At 73.8% G+C, this 16,370-nt stretch carries 15 protein-coding genes and 1 rRNA gene; 13 read left to right on the top strand and 3 right to left on the bottom strand.

Features of this window, described 5'->3' with window-relative positions; all coding sequences use genetic code 11:
• Window positions 1–146: 146 nt before the first annotated feature.
• The 3 genes from rrf to BKD26_RS40850 all read left to right on the top strand — a co-directional run bounded on the left by rrf (window position 147) and on the right by BKD26_RS40850 (window position 2,224).
• Window positions 147–263 (top strand): 5S ribosomal RNA (rrf, locus tag BKD26_RS11320).
• Window positions 264–290: 27 nt separating this feature from the next.
• Complete coding sequence (locus BKD26_RS40855; protein ID WP_206603681.1) at window positions 291–1,562, top strand: hypothetical protein; 1,272 nt, start codon at window positions 291–293, stop codon at window positions 1,560–1,562.
• The gene (locus BKD26_RS40850; RefSeq protein ID WP_241518600.1) at window positions 1,562–2,224 is read left to right on the top strand and encodes a tetratricopeptide repeat protein; all 663 of its coding nucleotides are present in this window, start codon (window positions 1,562–1,564) and stop codon (window positions 2,222–2,224) included. The genes BKD26_RS40855 and BKD26_RS40850 overlap by 1 nt, the downstream gene beginning before the upstream one ends.
• 61 nt (window positions 2,225–2,285) lie before the next feature.
• Here the strand turns inward: BKD26_RS40850 and BKD26_RS11310 are convergent, their stop codons facing one another.
• Window positions 2,286–3,569, bottom strand: coding sequence for a DUF1015 domain-containing protein (locus BKD26_RS11310; RefSeq protein WP_084897700.1), 1,284 nt, complete (start codon window positions 3,567–3,569; stop codon window positions 2,286–2,288).
• An 83-nt stretch (window positions 3,570–3,652) separates the two neighbouring features.
• Between BKD26_RS11310 and BKD26_RS11305 the strand changes: the two genes are divergently transcribed.
• From BKD26_RS11305 to BKD26_RS11290, 4 genes are all read left to right on the top strand, one after another.
• Window positions 3,653–4,684 carry an HAD-IIA family hydrolase gene (locus tag BKD26_RS11305; protein ID WP_084897699.1) on the top strand — a complete coding sequence of 344 codons (1,032 nt, stop codon included), beginning with the start codon at window positions 3,653–3,655 and terminating at the stop codon, window positions 4,682–4,684.
• 137 nt (window positions 4,685–4,821) lie between these two features.
• Window positions 4,822–5,784 carry an iron chelate uptake ABC transporter family permease subunit gene (locus BKD26_RS11300; RefSeq protein WP_179166503.1) on the top strand — a complete coding sequence of 321 codons (963 nt, stop codon included), beginning with the start codon at window positions 4,822–4,824 and terminating at the stop codon, window positions 5,782–5,784.
• A complete protein-coding gene (locus tag BKD26_RS11295) occupies window positions 5,781–6,824 on the top strand; it encodes an iron chelate uptake ABC transporter family permease subunit (protein WP_084897698.1) in 1,044 nt (347 codons plus the stop codon). The genes BKD26_RS11300 and BKD26_RS11295 overlap by 4 nt, the downstream gene beginning before the upstream one ends.
• On the top strand, window positions 6,821–7,684 hold the full coding sequence (locus BKD26_RS11290) for an ABC transporter ATP-binding protein (protein WP_084897697.1): 864 nt from the start codon (window positions 6,821–6,823) through the stop codon (window positions 7,682–7,684). The genes BKD26_RS11295 and BKD26_RS11290 overlap by 4 nt, the downstream gene beginning before the upstream one ends.
• Here BKD26_RS11290 and BKD26_RS11285 read toward each other — a convergent pair.
• Window positions 7,673–8,020 (bottom strand): SCP2 sterol-binding domain-containing protein, encoded by a 348-nt coding sequence (locus tag BKD26_RS11285; protein ID WP_084897696.1) that lies wholly within the window; start codon window positions 8,018–8,020, stop codon window positions 7,673–7,675. The genes BKD26_RS11290 and BKD26_RS11285 overlap by 12 nt on opposite strands.
• Before the next feature lie 42 nt (window positions 8,021–8,062).
• Here BKD26_RS11285 and BKD26_RS11280 point away from each other — a divergent pair, with 42 nt between their 5' ends.
• The 6 genes from BKD26_RS11280 to BKD26_RS11255 all read left to right on the top strand — a co-directional run bounded on the left by BKD26_RS11280 (window position 8,063) and on the right by BKD26_RS11255 (window position 14,411).
• Complete coding sequence (locus BKD26_RS11280) at window positions 8,063–8,386, top strand: hypothetical protein (protein WP_107417818.1); 324 nt, start codon at window positions 8,063–8,065, stop codon at window positions 8,384–8,386.
• A gap of 7 nt (window positions 8,387–8,393) precedes the next feature.
• Window positions 8,394–9,209 carry a TlyA family RNA methyltransferase gene (locus BKD26_RS11275; protein WP_084897694.1) on the top strand — a complete coding sequence of 272 codons (816 nt, stop codon included), beginning with the start codon at window positions 8,394–8,396 and terminating at the stop codon, window positions 9,207–9,209.
• Window positions 9,206–10,132: an NAD kinase gene (locus BKD26_RS11270; protein WP_073758612.1), complete on the top strand. Its 927-nt coding sequence runs from the start codon at window positions 9,206–9,208 to the stop codon at window positions 10,130–10,132. Before BKD26_RS11275 ends, BKD26_RS11270 begins: the two co-directional genes overlap by 4 nt.
• A gap of 360 nt (window positions 10,133–10,492) precedes the next feature.
• Window positions 10,493–12,211, top strand: a complete 1,719-nt coding sequence (recN, locus tag BKD26_RS11265; RefSeq protein ID WP_179166501.1) for a DNA repair protein RecN — start codon at window positions 10,493–10,495, stop codon at window positions 12,209–12,211.
• A gap of 293 nt (window positions 12,212–12,504) precedes the next feature.
• Window positions 12,505–13,242, top strand: a complete 738-nt coding sequence (locus BKD26_RS11260; RefSeq protein WP_084897693.1) for a hypothetical protein — start codon at window positions 12,505–12,507, stop codon at window positions 13,240–13,242.
• 86 nt (window positions 13,243–13,328) lie between these two features.
• The gene (locus BKD26_RS11255) at window positions 13,329–14,411 is read left to right on the top strand and encodes a glycosyltransferase family 4 protein (protein ID WP_084897692.1); all 1,083 of its coding nucleotides are present in this window, start codon (window positions 13,329–13,331) and stop codon (window positions 14,409–14,411) included.
• 244 nt (window positions 14,412–14,655) lie between these two features.
• Here BKD26_RS11255 and BKD26_RS11250 read toward each other — a convergent pair whose 3' ends face one another.
• Window positions 14,656–16,278 carry a PucR family transcriptional regulator gene (locus BKD26_RS11250; protein ID WP_084897733.1) on the bottom strand — a complete coding sequence of 541 codons (1,623 nt, stop codon included), beginning with the start codon at window positions 16,276–16,278 and terminating at the stop codon, window positions 14,656–14,658.
• Window positions 16,279–16,370 lie beyond the last annotated feature (92 nt).

Below are 16,370 nucleotides of genomic sequence, written 5' to 3'. Positions count from 1 at the left end.
AGTTGACCGGTACTAATAGGCCGAGGGCTTGTCCTCAGTTGCTCGCGTCCACTGTGTGGTTCCCGGGTTGCGAACAGTCGCACCGGTTGAACCAGTTTCACTTCATTAATTGAAAAGTGTGCTTGTTCGCTAGAACCCGATAGGGTTTCGGTGGTCATAGCGTTAGGGAAACGCCCGGTTACATTCCGAACCCGGAAGCTAAGCCTTTCAGCGCCGATGGTACTGCAGGGGGGACCCTGTGGGAGAGTAGGACGCCGCCGAACAATCTTTGAAGGACCCTTGGTCCCAGCGTGCATGCTGGGACCAAGGGTCCTTTTTGCATTTGTTTGAGCTTTTCTCGAAGAGCGTCGGGCGGCCGACTGCGCGAGAATGACTGCGTTACCCGAAGACAGGAGCCACACCCATGTCCACCAACTCCTCCGACGATCGTCCGGAGCGCGAGCCGCGTCGTAGGGACAGTGGCGAGCGGGGCGGCTTCCGAGGGCCCCGTCGCGACGACAACCGTGGTGGTGGCGGCGGGTTCCGCCGTGACCGTGACGACCGTGGCGGGCGCCCCGCTGGTAGCGGTGGTGGGTTTCGCCGTGACGACCGGGCGCCTCGCCGGGACGACCGTCGGGACGACCGTGGCGGGTTTCGCCGTGACGACCGGGCGCCTCGTCGCGACGACCGACGGGATGACCGTCGGGATGACCGTCGGGATGACCGTCGGGATGACCGTCGGGATGACCGTCGGGATGACCGTGGCGGGTTTCGCCGTGACGACCGGGCGCCTCGCCGGGACGACCGTCGGGACGACCGTGGCGGGTTCCCCCGTGATGACCGGGCGCCTCGTCGCGACGACCGGCGCGATGACCGCCGTGACGACCGCGGAGGGCGGCCCCCGGCCGGCGGTGGCGGTTTCCGGCGGGATGACCGTGATCGTGGTGGCTTCCGGCGTGACGACAACCGTGGCGGTGGCGGCGGCTTCCGGCGTGACGAGCGGCCCGCGTTCCGGCGTGATGACCGGGGCGACGATCGTGGTGGCTTCCGGCGTGATGACCGGCCGGCGTTCAACCGTGACGACCGTGGGCCTCGTCGGGATGACCGTGGTCGTGACGACCGTGGTGGGTTCCGGCGTGACGAGCGGCGTGATGACCGTGGTGGCTTCCGGCGTGATGACCGGCCGGCGTTCAACCGTGACGACCGTGGGCCTCGTCGGGATGACCGTGGTCGTGACGACCGTGGTGGGTTCCGGCGTGATGACCGGCGTGACGACCGTGGGGGCTTCCCGCGCGACGACCGGGGCGGTTACCGGCCGCGTGACGACCGTGGTGGGTTCCCGCGTGATGAGCGGGCGCCTCGGCGCGACGACCGGCGGGACGACCGGCGGGACGAGCGGCCGCGTGGGCCTCGGCGGGATGACCGGGACCGGGGCGGGTACCGCGGGCGGGACGATCGTGGGGGGTTCCGGGGGCGTGATGACCGGGATCGGCGTGACCGTGAGCGGGAGCCCATCAAGCGGCTGCCCATTCCGGCTGACGTCACCGGTGACGAGATCGACAAGGACGTACGGCAGGAGCTGATGAGCCTGCCGAAGACGCTCGCCGAGGACGTCGCCAGGAACCTGGTGATGGTCGCCAAGCTCATCGACGAGGACCCGGAGCAGGCGTACGCGTACTCGCGCATCGCGCTGCGGCTGGCCTCTCGGGTGGCCGCTGTGCGGGAGGCCGCCGGGTTCGCCGCGTACGCGACGCAGAAGTACGCCGAGGCGCTGGCCGAGTTCCGGGCGGCCCGGCGGATGACCGGCAGCGTGGAGCTGTGGCCCGTGATGGCCGACTGCGAGCGTGGCCTGGGCCGGCCGGAGCGGGCGATGGCGATGGCCGGTGAGCCGGAGGTGCAGAAGCTGGACAAGGCCGGCCAGGTCGAGATGCGGCTGGTCGCCGCCGGGGCGCGCAGGGACATGGGGCAGCTGGACGCCGCCATCGTGACCCTGCAGAGCCCGGAGCTGGCGTCCAACTCCGTACAGCCGTGGACGGCGCGCCTGCGGTACGCGTACGCCGACGCCCTGCTGGAGGCGGGGCGCGAGGACGAGGCGCGGGAGTGGTTCGCCAAGGCGCTGGAGGCGGACAAGGACGGTTCGACCGACGCCTCCGACCGGCTCGCCGAGCTGGACGGGGTCGAGTTCGTCGACGCTGCGGTGGAGGACGACGCCGAAGCGGACGCGGACGACGAGCAGCGGGACTGATGGATACGAAAGGGGCGGCACCCTCGCGGGTGCCGCCCCTTTCGCATGTCCGGATCAGTGATCAGTCGACGTCGAGGCTGCGGAGCACCAGGCCTGTGGCCGGTTTGGGGCCGAAGGAGGTCGACTTGCGCGGCATGGTGACGCCCTGGCGGGCGAGGTCGCGGACGACGTCCTCCCGCACCGGGTGCATCAGGACGGCCGTGCCATGCCGGCGTGCGGCCTGTTCGACGGCCGCCTGGGCGTCGTGGAGGTAGGTGATGGCCTCGGGGCTGTCCGGAACGTGCCAGATGTGGTCGATGAGCGTGGCGTGCAGGACCGTCGCGTCGAGCGTGCGCCAGGCCTCCGGGCGGTCGGCCGGGATCGTACGGGCCAGGAGGTCCGGGGCCGGGCGGTCGATGAGGTGGAAGCGGCCGTCTCCGCCGGTGAGGAGGAAGGCGTTGCCCGCCGATGCGGCGGCGGCGAGGGCGTCCAGGGCCGCCGGAAGGGGGCCTTGGACGGGGCGGACGCGGAAGGTGCCCTCGAGGGCGGCGAGCGCGTCGGCGACCGGGAGGTGGTTCAGGAGCCGGTGGATGGCGCGGACCTGGAGGGGGTAGCGGGCCGTGTCGATGAGGAGGACCAAGCCGTAGTTCCAGGGGCCCGGCGTGCGGTGTTCCTCGCGGAGGCGCAGGTAGGTGGCCCAGCGGTGGTGGCCGTCGGCGATCAGGGCCTGGTGGCGGGCGAGGTCGTCGGCGACTTCGGCCAGGGCGGCCGGGTCGGTGACGGACCACAGCCGGTGGCTCATGCCGTCCTCGGTGGTGGTGGCGAGGAGGGGCGCGCCGAGGACGGTGCGTTCGATGACGGCGGTCGCGCCGGTGGCGGTGCCGTTGCCGCGGTAGGTGAGGAGCAGCGGGTCGAGGTTGGCGGCCGTGGTGCGCATCAGGGACGCGCGGTCCTCGACGACGTGCGGTATGACGTCCTCGTGGGGCAGGACGATGCCGTCGGCGGGTGGGGTGAGCTCCAGGGCACCGATGAGGCCGCGTTGGAGCAGGTCGCCCTTGCGCTGCTCGTACACGTACAGGGCGGGCTCGGCGTCGGCGGCGAGGACGCCGTCGGAGAGCCAGGCGTGGAGGGTGTCGGCGGCCTGGCGGTGGCGGGCCTCGGTGGTGTCCGCCTGCGGCAGGATCAGCCGGACGATGTTGTGCGGGTCGGCCGATTCCAGGTGGTGCACACCATCGGGCCGTACGACCACGTCGTACGGGGGAGAGGTCACCGCGGCAAGGCTCCCGACCCGTTCCGGGACATAGCGCAGCCCACGGAAAGGTGTCAGGTGCAGACCGCCGTTGGCCGCAGAACCTGTGGTGTTCATCCCTGCATCGTATGCGGATGGGGGGTATGAGCGATGATCGGGGGCAATTGCTTTCGGACGCTTGGGAACGAGGAGTGCGGCACATGGGGCAGCGGGGCAGGAACCGGCCGAGTGGCAGTGCGCGGGCGCTGAGCGAGGCGTACGACACGGCGCTGCTGGACCTGGACGGTGTGGTGTACGCGGGGGGCGAGGCGATCCCGTACGCCGTGGAGGCGCTGGAGACGGCCCGGGACGGCGGGATGCACCTCGCGTACGTCACCAACAACGCTCTGAGGACGCCGGACGCGGTCGCCGCGCACCTGACCGAGCTGGGGGTGCCGGCCGGGCCGGCCGATGTGATCACCTCGGCGCAGGCGGTGGCCCGGCTGATCGCCGACCAGGTGCCGCCGGGCTCGCGGGTGCTGGTGATCGGCGGGGAGGGGCTGCGGGTCGCGTTGCGTGAGCGCGGGCTGGAGCCGGTGGAGTCGGCCGACGACGACCCGGCGGCCGTGGTGCAGGGGTACGGCGGGCCGGAGCTGCCGTGGGGACGGTTCGCGGAGGCGTCGTACGCGGTGGCGCGTGGGGTGCCGTGGTTCGCGTCCAACACGGATCTGACGATTCCGAGCGGTCGGGGGATCGCTCCGGGGAACGGTGCGGCGGTGGAGGTGGTGCGGATCGCGACGGGCGCGGAGCCGCAGGTGGCGGGCAAGCCGCTGCCGCCGATGCACCGCGAGACGATCCTGCGGACGGGTGCCGAGCGGCCGCTGGTGGTGGGGGACCGGCTGGACACCGACATCGAGGGGGCGTTCAACGGGGGTGTGGACTCGCTGCTCGTGCTGACCGGGGTGACGGACGCGGCGCAGTTGCTGGCGGCGGTGCCGGAGCACCGGCCGACGTACGTGGACGCGGACCTGCGGGGGTTGTCGACCGGGCAGCCCGAGGTCGGGGGCACGGCGGCTGACGGGTTCGTGTGCGGTGGGTGGACGGCTGCCGTGCGGGGGGATGCCCTGGTGCTCGACGGGGACGGTGGCGCGCTGGACGGGCTGCGGGCGCTGTGCGCGGCGGCGTGGACGCACGCGGGCGATGGTTCGTGTGCGCTGGACGGGGGTAAGGCGCTGGCCAGGCTGGGGTGGTGAGAGCCTGACGATGGGGTTCGGGGAGGCTAGGCTAACCTAACCGGGTGTTGGTCGACAGTCCTCCCAAACAGAGCGCGGATCCTACTGCCGCAGCCGAGCCCCGTGGGCGCCGCCGTTCGGTGCGCGCGGCCGGGCTGATGGTCGCCGTCGCGGTCCTGCTGCTGATCTGTGTCGCGAGCATCATGGTCGGGGCCAAGCCGGTCCCGCTCGGCGATGTGTGGCACGGCCTGTTCCACAACTCCGGTACGGGCAACGACGTCCTCATCCAGGACCTGCGGGTGCCCCGGACCGTCCTGGGAGTGATCGTCGGTGCCGCGCTGGGCCTTTCCGGCGCGGTGATGCAGGCCCTCACCCGTAACCCGCTCGCCGAGCCCGGCCTGCTGGGCGTGAACGCGGGAGCCGCGGCCGCCGTGGTCAGTGCCATCAGCTTCCTGGGCGTCACCTCGTTCACCGGCTACATCTGGTTCGCGTTCCTGGGTGCCGCCGTCGTCTCGGTCGTGGTGTACGTGCTCGGCGGCAGCCGCAGTGCCACTCCCGTACGGCTCGCGCTGGCGGGTACGGCGGCGACGGCCGCGCTGTACGGGTACGTCAACGCCGTGCAGCTGCTGGACTCGGCGGCCCTGGACCGGCTGCGGTTCTGGACCGTCGGCTCGCTGGCCAACGCCGACATGGCGACCGTCCGCAACGTGGCGCCGTTCATCGTCGTCGGCGTCGTCCTCGCGCTGCTGATCGCGCGGCCGCTGAACGCCATGGAGATGGGCGACGACACCGCGCGGGCACTGGGCGCGCACCTGAACCGGACGCGGGCGCTCGGCATGGTGTCGGTGACCCTGCTGTGCGGCGCCGCGACCGCCGCGTGCGGGCCGATCGTCTTCATCGGCCTGATGGTGCCGTACCTCGTACGCGCCCTGACCGGCCCCGACATGCGGTGGATCCTGCCGTACGCGGCGGTCCTCTCGCCCGTGCTGCTGCTGGGCTCCGACGTGCTGGGGCGGGTCGTGGCCCGGCCCTCCGAACTCCAGGTCGGCATCGTGACCGCGCTGGTCGGCGGGCCGGTCTTCATCCACCTCGTACGCCGCAAGAGGATGGCCCAGCTGTGAGCACGCGTACCGCGAAGGCCCTCCGTACGCCCGGGGGCCTGTCCGTCCGCTACGAGCCGCGTGCGGCCGTCGCCGTTCTGCTGCTGGTCGTGGTGACCGTGGCGGCCGGTGTCGTCCTCATCGGCAGCGGCGACTTCCCGATCGCGCCCGGCGACGTCGTCGCCACGCTGCTGGGCAACGGCACCATGGCGCAGGAGTTCATCGTCCAGGACCTGCGGCTGCCGCGCGTCCTCGTGGCGATCCTCGTCGGCGCGTCGCTCGGGCTGGGCGGCGCCGTCTTCCAGTCCGTCTCCCGCAACCCGCTGGGCAGCCCGGACGTCATCGGCTTCGGGCAGGGCGCCACCGTCGGCGCGCTGACCGTGATCGTGCTCTTCGGCGGCAGCGCCACCGCCGTCGCCGGCGGCGCCGTGGTGGGCGGTGTGGTGACCGGCGTCCTGATCTACCTGCTCGCCTGGAAGCGGGGCGTCCACGGCTTCCGGCTGGTGCTCATCGGGATCGGCGCGGCCGCCATGCTGACCGCCGTCATCCACTACCTGATCACCAAGGCCAACCTGATCGACGCCACCCGGGCCGTACTGTGGATGACCGGCACCCTCGACGGACGCGACTGGGCCCAGTTCTGGCCGCTGCTCGCCGTCTGCGTCGTGCTCGTGCCGCTGGTGCTTGGGTACGGGCGGCCGCTGCGGATGCTGGAGATGGGCGACGACGCCGCGTACGCGCTGGGGGTGAAGGTCGAGCGGACGCGCCTGGTGCTCATGGGGTCGGCGGTGCTGCTCGTCTCGGTCGCCACGGCCGCCGCCGGCCCGATCACCTTCGTCTCGCTGAGCGCGCCCCAGCTCGCCCGCCGCCTCACCCGCTCGCCCGGCCCCAATCTCGCCGCCTCCGCGCTCATGGGCGCCGCGCTGCTGCTGGTCGCCGACTGGGCCGCCACCAACGCCTTCGGCGAGCGGGAACTGCCGGTCGGCGTCGTGACCGGCGTCGTCGGCGGCGTGTACCTGCTGTGGCTGCTGGTGACCGAGCGCAAGGCAGGCCGGATATGACCCCGCCCATCATGAACGAGAACGCCAGGAGTACGTCCATGCCGTCCATGCAGCAGCGCTTGAGCGCGGAGGCGGTCACCCTCGCCTACGAGCAGCGGATCATCGCCCGTGACCTGTCGGTCGAGATACCCGACAACTCCTTCACGGTGATCGTCGGCCCCAACGCGTGCGGCAAGTCGACCCTGCTGCGGGCCCTGTCGCGGATGCTGAAGCCGACCGCGGGGCGGGTGCTGCTGGACGGGCAGGTCATCCACTCCATGCCCGCCAAGAAGGTCGCCCGGACGCTGGGCCTGCTGCCGCAGTCGTCGATCGCGCCGGACGGCATCACCGTCGCCGACCTCGTCGCGCGCGGCCGCTACCCGCACCAGGGGCTGCTGCGCCAGTGGTCCCCGGAGGACGAGCGGATCGTCCAGGAGTCGATGGACGCGACGGGCGTGGGCGAGCTGGGCGACCGGTACGTCGACGAGCTGTCGGGCGGGCAGCGCCAGCGCGTGTGGATCGCGATGGCCCTCGCCCAGCAGACGCCGCTGCTGCTGCTCGACGAGCCCACGACGTACCTCGACATCCAGCACCAGATCGATGTGCTCGACCTGTGCGCCGAACTGCACGAGACCCAGGGGCGCACCCTGGTCGCCGTGCTGCACGACCTCAACCACGCGGCCCGGTACGCCACCCACCTCATCGCCGTACGGGGCGGGGAGATCGTCGCGGAGGGCCCGCCGTCCGAGGTGGTCACCGCCGAGCTGGTCGAGCGGGTCTTCGGGCTGCGCTGCCAGGTCATCGACGACCCCGAGACGGGTACGCCGCTGGTCATCCCGGCGGCGAGGAAGGCCCGCGCGGTCGCCGCGCTACAGAAGTGACCGCAGGCGCAGCAGGTCGCGGAAGCCCGCCTCCAGCCTGACCCGGCCGGAGGCCCAGGCCTTCGCGAAGTTCAGCTCGCCGTCCACCATCGCCACCAGGTCGTCACCGGTCATCGCCAGCCGGATCTCGGCCTTCTCGGGAGGCGGCCCGTCCACCCGGTCCCGCACCTTGATCCGGCCGCCGGTGAGGCGGCCGGTGAAGGTGATGTCGAGATCCGTGATGTGGCAGCTGAGCGAGCGGTCGAGGGCTGCGGCGCTGCGCACCTCGCCGTCGGAGTGCTGGAGGTTGTCGGAGAGTCTGTCGAGCGCGCTGCGGCACTCCTCGATCGTGGCCATCGCCACCGACCGTACCTCAGCCCTTCGCGGTAGCGTCTGGGCATGAGCGACGTGATGCCCGAGACCGCCCCGGACGCGGTGGCGGAGACGGTTCCGGACACGGTTCGGGAGACGATTCCGGAGACGGATCCGGCGGCGGTTCCGGAGACGTACCACCCGGCCGCGCCCGCGCCCCTCGGCGTCGAGCGCGTGCCCACCGGGCACCCCTCGGTCGACGCCGGGCTGGAGCGGCTGGCGGACGCCGACCACCTCCCGGCGGACGGGCACCTGGAGGTGTACGAGGATGTACACCGGGGGCTGCGGGAGGCGCTGGCCGCGCTCGACGCGCGCCCCCAGCCTTCGCCTTCGTACGAAAACAGGAGCTGAACCGAACGTGGCAGGAGTCGCACGCCGCCGTCTCGACGCCGAGCTGGTACGCCGCAAGCTGGCCCGCTCGCGCGAGCACGCGAGCCAGCTGATCGCGGCGGGGCGGGTGACCGTCGGCGGCAACACCGCCACCAAGCCCGCCACCCAGGTCGAGACCGCCGCGGCCATCGTGGTGGCGCAGGACGACGCCGACCCCGACTACGTCTCGCGCGGCGGCCACAAGCTGGCCGGGGCGCTGGCCGCCTTCGTACCGCGCGGGCTGAAGGTCGAGGGGCGGCGGGCGCTGGACGCGGGCGCGTCGACGGGCGGGTTCACCGACGTCCTGCTGCGCGCCGGGGCGGCACACGTCGTGGCCGTCGACGTCGGGTACGGGCAGCTGGCCTGGTCGTTGCAGAGCGATGAACGCGTGACGGTCAAGGACCGTACGAACGTGCGTGAGCTGACGCTGGACGCGATCGACGGAGAGCCCGTGGATCTGGTGGTGGGCGACCTGTCGTTCATCCCGCTGGGACTGGTGCTGCCCGCCCTGGCGGGCGTTTCGGCGCCCGACGCCGACCTGGTGCTGATGGTGAAGCCGCAGTTCGAGGTGGGCAAGGAGCGGCTCGGCAGCGGCGGGGTCGTCCGCAGCCCCGAGCTGCGCGCCGAGGCCGTGCGCAATGTGGCGCGGCAGGCCGGCGAGCTGGGCCTCGGCGTGCTGGGCGTCACCGCCAGTCCGCTGCCCGGCCCGTCCGGCAACGTCGAGTACTTTCTGTGGCTGCGGGCGGGCGCGCCCGCGCTGGATCCGGCGGATGTGGAACGCGCCGTGGCGGAGGGACCTCGTTGAGTTCATCGACAGCGTTTTCGACGACTGCTGCACCCCGCACCGTCTTCCTGCTCGCGCACACCGGCCGCCCGGCGGCGGTCCGCAGCGCCGAGCTCGTCGTGCTCGGGCTGCTGCGCAGCGGCCTCGGCGTACGCGTCCTGGCCGCCGAGGCGGCCGACCTGCCGCTGCCACCGACGGTGGAGACGGTGCCGGAGGCGTCGCCCGACGTGCTGGACGGGTGCGAGCTGCTGATCGTGCTCGGCGGCGACGGGACGCTGCTGCGCGGCGCGGAGTTCGCGCGTGCCTCGGGGGTGCCGATGCTCGGCGTGAACCTGGGGCGGGTCGGCTTCCTCGCCGAGGCCGAGCGGGACGACCTCGACAAGGTCGTGGACCGGGTGGTGACGCGGGCGTACGAGGTCGAGGAGCGCATGACCCTGGACGTCACCGTGCACAACAACGGCGACGTGCTGCACACCGACTGGGCGCTGAACGAGGCGGCCGTACAGAAGGTCTCGGCTGAGCGCATGCTGGAGGTCGTGCTCGCGATCGACGGCCGTCCGGTGACCGGCTTCGGCTGCGACGGGGTGATCTGCGCGACGCCGACCGGTTCGACGGCGTACGCCTTCTCGGCCGGCGGGCCGGTGATCTGGCCCGAGGTGGAGGCGCTGCTGATGGTGCCGATCGGGGCGCACGCGCTGTTCGCCAAGCCGCTGGTGACCACACCGGACTCGGTGCTGGCGGTGGAGGTCGAGCCGCACACCCCGCACGGGGTCCTGTGGTGCGACGGGCGGCGCACCGTCGAACTGCCCGCAGGCGCCCGGGTGGAGGTGCGGCGTGGCGCGGTGCCGGTACGGCTGGCGCGGCTGCACCACGCGTCCTTCACGGACCGGCTGGTGGCCAAGTTCGCGCTGCCGGTGTCGGGTTGGCGGGGCGCGCCGCACTGACCGGGGCGGGTCCCCGTACGGTGCCCGGCATGGAGATGGGTGCCGTTTCCGTGGGGCTCGGCGACCAGGTGCAGGGCGACTACGTGGCGCGGTACGGCTACGACGACATGGGGTACGCGGACGGTCCTCGAGACCGGCACGCCGCCGCCGGAGGCGATGGCCCTGTACCGGTCGAGCGCGGCCCATGGTGGGCCCCGTGCCGGTCGGTCCTGCGGCGTTGGCCGTGCAGGGTCGGCCCACTCCGGCGGGTGACAGATGTCCGCCGTCTCCGTGCTCCGACCTGCTGCTTCGGCGACGCGGGGCGGGGGCCGTCGCACAGCGGGCCCCGGACCTCGTAAGGTCTTCCCCGTGTTGGAGGAGATGCGGATACGGTCGCTCGGGGTCATCGACGACGCGGTGGTCGAGCTGTCACCCGGTTTCACCGCGGTGACCGGCGAGACCGGCGCGGGCAAGACCATGGTCGTGACCAGCCTCGGACTGCTGCTCGGCGGGCGCGCCGACCCCGCCCTGGTACGGATCGGTTCGCCGTCGGCCGTCGTCGAGGGCCGGATCAGCGTGCCTCCCGGCGCCGCCGCGGCGGCACGGGCCGAGGAGGCGGGCGCCGAACTCGACGAGGGCGCGCTGCTCATCAGCCGCACCATCTCGGCGGAGGGCCGCTCCCGGGCGCACCTGGGAGGGCGTTCCGTGCCGGTCGGCGTGCTCGCCGAACTGGCCGACGAACTCGTCGCCGTACACGGCCAGACCGACCAGCAGGGCCTGCTCAAGCCCGCCCGGCAGCGCGGCGCGCTCGACCGGTACGCGGGCGACGCCGTCGCCGTACCGCTCGCCAGGTACACCGAGGCCTACCGGCGGCTGCGGGCCGTCACCGCCCAGCTGGACGAGCTGACCACGCGCGCGCGGGAGCGGGCACAGGAGGCCGACCTCCTGCGCTTCGGGCTGGCCGAGATCGAGGCGGTCGAGCCGCGCGCGGGCGAGGACGTCGAACTGGCCGCCGAGGCCGAGCGGCTCGGCCACGCCGAGGCCCTGGCGTCCGCCGCAGCGCTCGCCCACGGGGCGCTGGCGGGCAACCCCGAGGACCCGGAGGTCCTGGACGCGACGACCCTCGTCGCGGGCGCTCAGCGGGCGCTGGAGGCCGTACGGTCGCACGACCCGTCGCTCGCCGCGCTCGCCGACCGGATGGGCGAGATCTCGATCCTCCTCGCCGACGTGGCGGGCGAGCTGGCCGGGTACGCCGACAACCTGGACGCCGACCCCCGGCGCCTGGCGGCCGTCGAGGAGCGCCGCGCCGCGCTCACGTCGCTGACCCGCAAGTACGGCACCGATGTCGCCGCCGTCCTGGCGTGGGCGGAGGAGGGCGCCGCCCGGCTCACCGAGCTGGACGGCGACGACGACCGGATCGGCGGGCTGACGGCCGAACGGGACGCCCTGCGCGCCGAGCTGTCCGGGCTGGCCCAGGCCCTCACGGACGCGCGGACGGAGGCGGCGGCGCGGTTCGCCGACGCCGTCACCGCCGAGCTGGCGTCGCTCGCCATGCCTCACGCGCGCGTGTCGTTCGACATCCGTCAGAGCGAGGATCCGGACGGGGTCGAGGTCGGAGGGCGGACGGTCGCCTACGGGCCGGCCGGCGTCGACGAGGTCGAGCTGCTGCTCGCCCCGCACCCGGGCGCGCCGCCGAGGCCCATCGCCAAGGGCGCGTCGGGCGGTGAGCTCTCGCGCGTGATGCTCGCCGTCGAGGTCGTCTTCGCCGGTACGGACCCCGTGCCGACGTACCTGTTCGACGAGGTCGACGCGGGCGTCGGCGGCAAGGCGGCCGTGGAGATCGGGCGGCGGCTGGCCAAGCTCGCCAAGTCGGCGCAGGTGGTGGTCGTCACGCACCTTCCGCAGGTGGCGGCCTTCGCCGACCGTCAACTGCTCGTCGAGAAGACCAACGACGGGTCGGTGACCCGGTCCGGCGTCACCGTCCTGGAGGGCGAGGACCGGGTGCGGGAGCTGTCCCGCATGCTGGCCGGCCAGGAGGACTCCGAGACGGCCCGGGCCCATGCGGAGGAGCTGCTGGCGACGGCGCGGGCGGACGCCTAGCCCGTCGCCCGTCGCCCGTCGCCTCGGGCGGGTCCGGTATGGCCCCGGGGGCCCGCGCGGGTTGGGTCGGTACGGTTCCGGCGGGTTCGGGGCGGTGCCTGATGGCTCCTGCGCGCGGCTCGTTCCCTGCCGGTGGGTGGGGGCGGGGCCCCTCCGGGCTCACCTCCTCGAGGCCGGCGGCCTCGGGCCTCTGGAAAGGGAGCCCTTTACAGCCGCCAACCTCTGCGGGGGCGACCCTGCACGGCCCCACCCTGCGCCGGACGCCGGGTGCGGGCGCTCATAGGGTGGCGCGCATGATCGGATTCTGTAGGACCGTCGGCGTCTTCGGGGTTGCCGCGGGGGTCACCCGTGCCGTGTACGAGGGGCTGCGGCGGCGTCGTGACGAGCGGTGGGAGCGGACGAACCACGCCGGGCGGACCGTCGACCTGTACGCCGGGCCCGCCGTGGCCCTGGGCGCCGCGCTCGGGGCGTTGCCGGCGGGCGCACCGGGGCGGGGTGCCGCCGTGCTGGCCGGGCTCGCGGGGGGCGTCTGTGGGGCGTACGACGACGTCAAGGGCGACCACCGGCGGGGTTTCCGGGCGCACCTGGGTGCCCTGCGGGGTGGCGAGGTCACCAGCGGGGCCGTCAAGCTCTTCGGGGTGGGCGCCGCCGGGCTCGTCGCGGGCGCGCTGCTCAAGGAGCGGCCCGTCGACAAGGTCCTCGCGGGCGTCGTCATCGCCGGCACCGCCCACTTCGTCAACCTCGTGGACGTACGGCCCGGCCGGGCGGCCCTCACGGTGCTCGCGCTCGGTGCGCCCGGCCTGCTGCGCGGGCCCCTCGCCGCCGCGCCGATGGGCGCCGCGGCCGCCGTCGTCGCCGACGACCTCGGTGAGCGCACCATGCTCGGCGACGCGGGCGCCCACGCCCTGGGCGCGGCGCTCGGCACGGCGATCGCCGCCGCCAACGGGCGGGTCGGGCTCGCCGTCCACGCGGCCGGGCTGGTCGCCGCCGCGGTGTACGGAGACACCGCCCGGGATCACCCGTGTGAGTGATAGCGGGAGACGGTTTACGCCCCGCGACACGGCTGCTTCGTCCCGCCGGTGCCGGAACGTGCGTACGGGCTGGCATTCTTGGGCGCGTGACACAGCTGCGTACGGTCCAAGTGCTGGGTGGCGGCAGCGCGGGCAGCAGCGCTCACGTCAGATCACTGGCCGCCGGGCTCGTGGCGAGGGGCGTGCGGGTGACCGTGTGCGCCCCTGCCGAACTGGACCACGACTACGACTTCCTGGGCACCGGGGCGCACTTCGTGCCCGTACCGCGCCGCAGCGACCCGGTCGCCATCGGGGCGCTGCGCGTGGCGTGCGCGAGCGCGGACGTGGTGCACGCACATGGACTGCACGCCTCGGTGCGTGCCGGGCTGGCGCTCGGCTCGCAGCGCGTACCGCTCGTGGTGACCTGGCACACCCGTACGCACGCCGAGGGCGCCCGTGGCCAGTTGCTCCGGATGATGGAGCGGAAGACCGTGCGGGCAGCGGCCGTTGTGCTGGGTACGTGCTCCGAACTCGTCGACCGGGCCCGGCGGCGCGGCGCCCGTGACGCGCGGCTCGGGCCCGTCTCCGTCCCCGCCCCGCACGAGGGCGTCGCCGAGGCCCAGGCGGGCAAGGCGCGTGCGGAACTGGGCGCCATGGACCGGCCGTTGCTGATGGCCGTCGGCGCGCTGGAGCCGCACCGCGGGTACGGCACGCTGCTGGACGCGTCCCGGCTGTGGCTCCGCCACGACCCGGTGCCGCTGGTCGCCGTCGCGGGCGCGGGACGCCAACGGGCCGTGCTGCAGCGGCGGATCGACACCGACGGGCTGCCGGTGCGGCTGCTCGGCCGCCGCGACGACGTCACGTCGCTGCTCGCGGCGGCGGACGTCGCGGTGCTGCCCAGCCGCTGGGAGGCGCGGGCCCCGCTGGCCCAGGAGGCACTGCGGCTCGGCGTCCCGCTGGTCGCGACCGCGGTGGGCGGGGTGCCGGAACTCGTCGGTGACGCCGCGGTCCTCGTCCGGTACGGCGACGCGGACGCGCTGGCCGCCGCGGTGACGGCCCTGCTCGCGGACCCGGCGCGGCGGGCCGCGCTGGCGGCGGCGGGGCGGGCACAGGCGGCGACGTGGCCGACCGAGGACGAGACGATCGCGCAGGTGCTGAGCGTGTACGACGAGCTGTGCGCGGGCGGGTGACTCGTCACTGCCGGTGGCGAGCCCGTACGCGGTTCTCCAGCCGGTGCATGGCGCGGCCCGGCTCGCGGCGCGTACCGATCGGCATGACCCCGCCGGTGAGGGCGACCCGGGTGCCGCCGCCTCGGCGCCCGCCGCCATGCCGGTGATCAGGAAGTGGCCTGCAACCAGCAGCTCCCGGGCCTGACCCCCCCCGTGGAGTGCGCACGCCGACCGTACCGGCTGCGGACGCGCCCTGTGCGGTGCGTCACATCGTGTGGCGGCGGGCCCGCAGCGCCAGGGACAGGGCCAGGACCGTTTGGGGGTCGTCCAGGTCCGTGCCCAGGAGGTCGCCGATGCGGGCCAGCCGGTTGTAGAGGGTCTGGCGGTTGAGGTGCAGTTCGCGTGCCGTCTCCGCCTTGCGGCCCGCGTGCGCCAGGTACGTCTCCAGGGTCGGCAGCAGGGGCGGGCGGGACGTCCGGTCGTGGTCCCGCAGCGGGCCGATCGCCCGCTCCACGAACGCGGCCAGGTCCGGATGATCCCGCAGCCGCCACAGCAGCAGGTCGATGTCCAGGCGCCGCGCGTCGTACCAGGGCCGGTCCGGCAGCCCCTGCGCGGCCGTCGCCGTCTCCGCCGCGTGCCGCAGGCCCGCCGACGCCGCCGCCCAGTTGCCCGCGACGCCCACCACGACGACCGGCGGGTGCCCGCCCGACGCGCGCTCGAGGCCCGCCCGTGCCACGCCCGCCCGCAGCGCCGCGGCCACCCGGTCGGCGACCGCCGTACGCTCCGACTCGGTACGCAGACCCAGCAGGAGCGGCACCCGGCCCTCGACCGGGCGTACGCCCAGCAGGACGGGGACGCCCACGGCGGAAAGCTCCTCCAGCACGGCGCGGGCCAGCAGCGACCAGTTGCCGGACGGCATCACATCGGACGAGAGCCGCATCACCACCGGCAGCAGCGGCCCGTCACCCGGCTTAAAGCCCAGCACCCGGGCCTGCGCGGGCGCGTCGTCCGCCGTGATACGGCCCTCCGCGAGGTCGGTGAGGAAGTCGCCCCGCCCCCGCGCCGCCAGCTCCTCCTCCTGCCGTGCCTGCATCAGCACCACCGCCAGGATGCCCGCCGCCCGCTCCGCCGCCATCCGGTGGACGGGCAGCAGCCCCCCGGACACCGCCAGGAGCACCAGGCGGGCGCGCACCGCCGCCGCGCCCGGACCGCCGCCCGGCACGTCCACCAGCACCGCCCCCGTCGGCGGCCCCGCCTCCCGCGCCGCCCGCTGGCCGCGCAGCCCCTCCCACACCTGGAGCGGATCCGGCCCCGCCCCGCCGCCCGCGGCGTACAGCAGCTGGCCGTCCGGGGTCTCCAGGAACACCGGGTTGGCCGCGAAGTCGGCGAGGATGCCCAGCACCTGCGGCACCCCGCCGCCGCCCAGCAGCGCCTCCGTGCACCGCCGGTGCACGTCCTCGGCCTGCCGCAGCAGCGCGTAGTGCCCGTTGACGATCTCGGTGTGGACCTCCTCCGTGACGGACACGAAGGGGACCTCACGGTGGAGCTGCACCAGCGGCAGGCCTGCCGCCCGCGCGGTCTCCACGATCGTCGCGGGCAGCCGCGAGAACCTCGGCCCCAGCTCCACCACCAGCGCCGCGATCCCGCGCTCCGCCAGCCGCCGCACGAACGTCCGCTGCTCCGCCGGCCGCGTACCGAGGCCCAGCCCGGTCGTCAGCAGCAGCTCGCCGCCCTTCAGCAGCGACGCGATGTTCGGCACCTCACCGGCGTGCACCCAGCGCACCGTGCGGTGCAGTCGGTCCGCCCCGGCCACCACTTCAGGGAGTCCGCCGCGCAGCCCGGGCAGCTCGAGCGCCCGCTGCACGGTGATTCCGCCCTGTTCGTTCATGGAGCTCATACGGCCGGACGCTACCCGCGTCCGTGTTCCGGGGACATCACCGGACGATGACGACGGGCGTCGCCGGGCGACAACTCGTCGTG

The sequence above is a fragment of the Streptomyces sp. CB03238 genome (assembly GCF_002099185.1).
In the GTDB taxonomy this organism is placed as follows: Bacteria; Actinomycetota; Actinomycetes; order Streptomycetales; family Streptomycetaceae; genus Streptomyces.
This window is presented reverse-complemented; position numbering and strand designations above follow the sequence as displayed.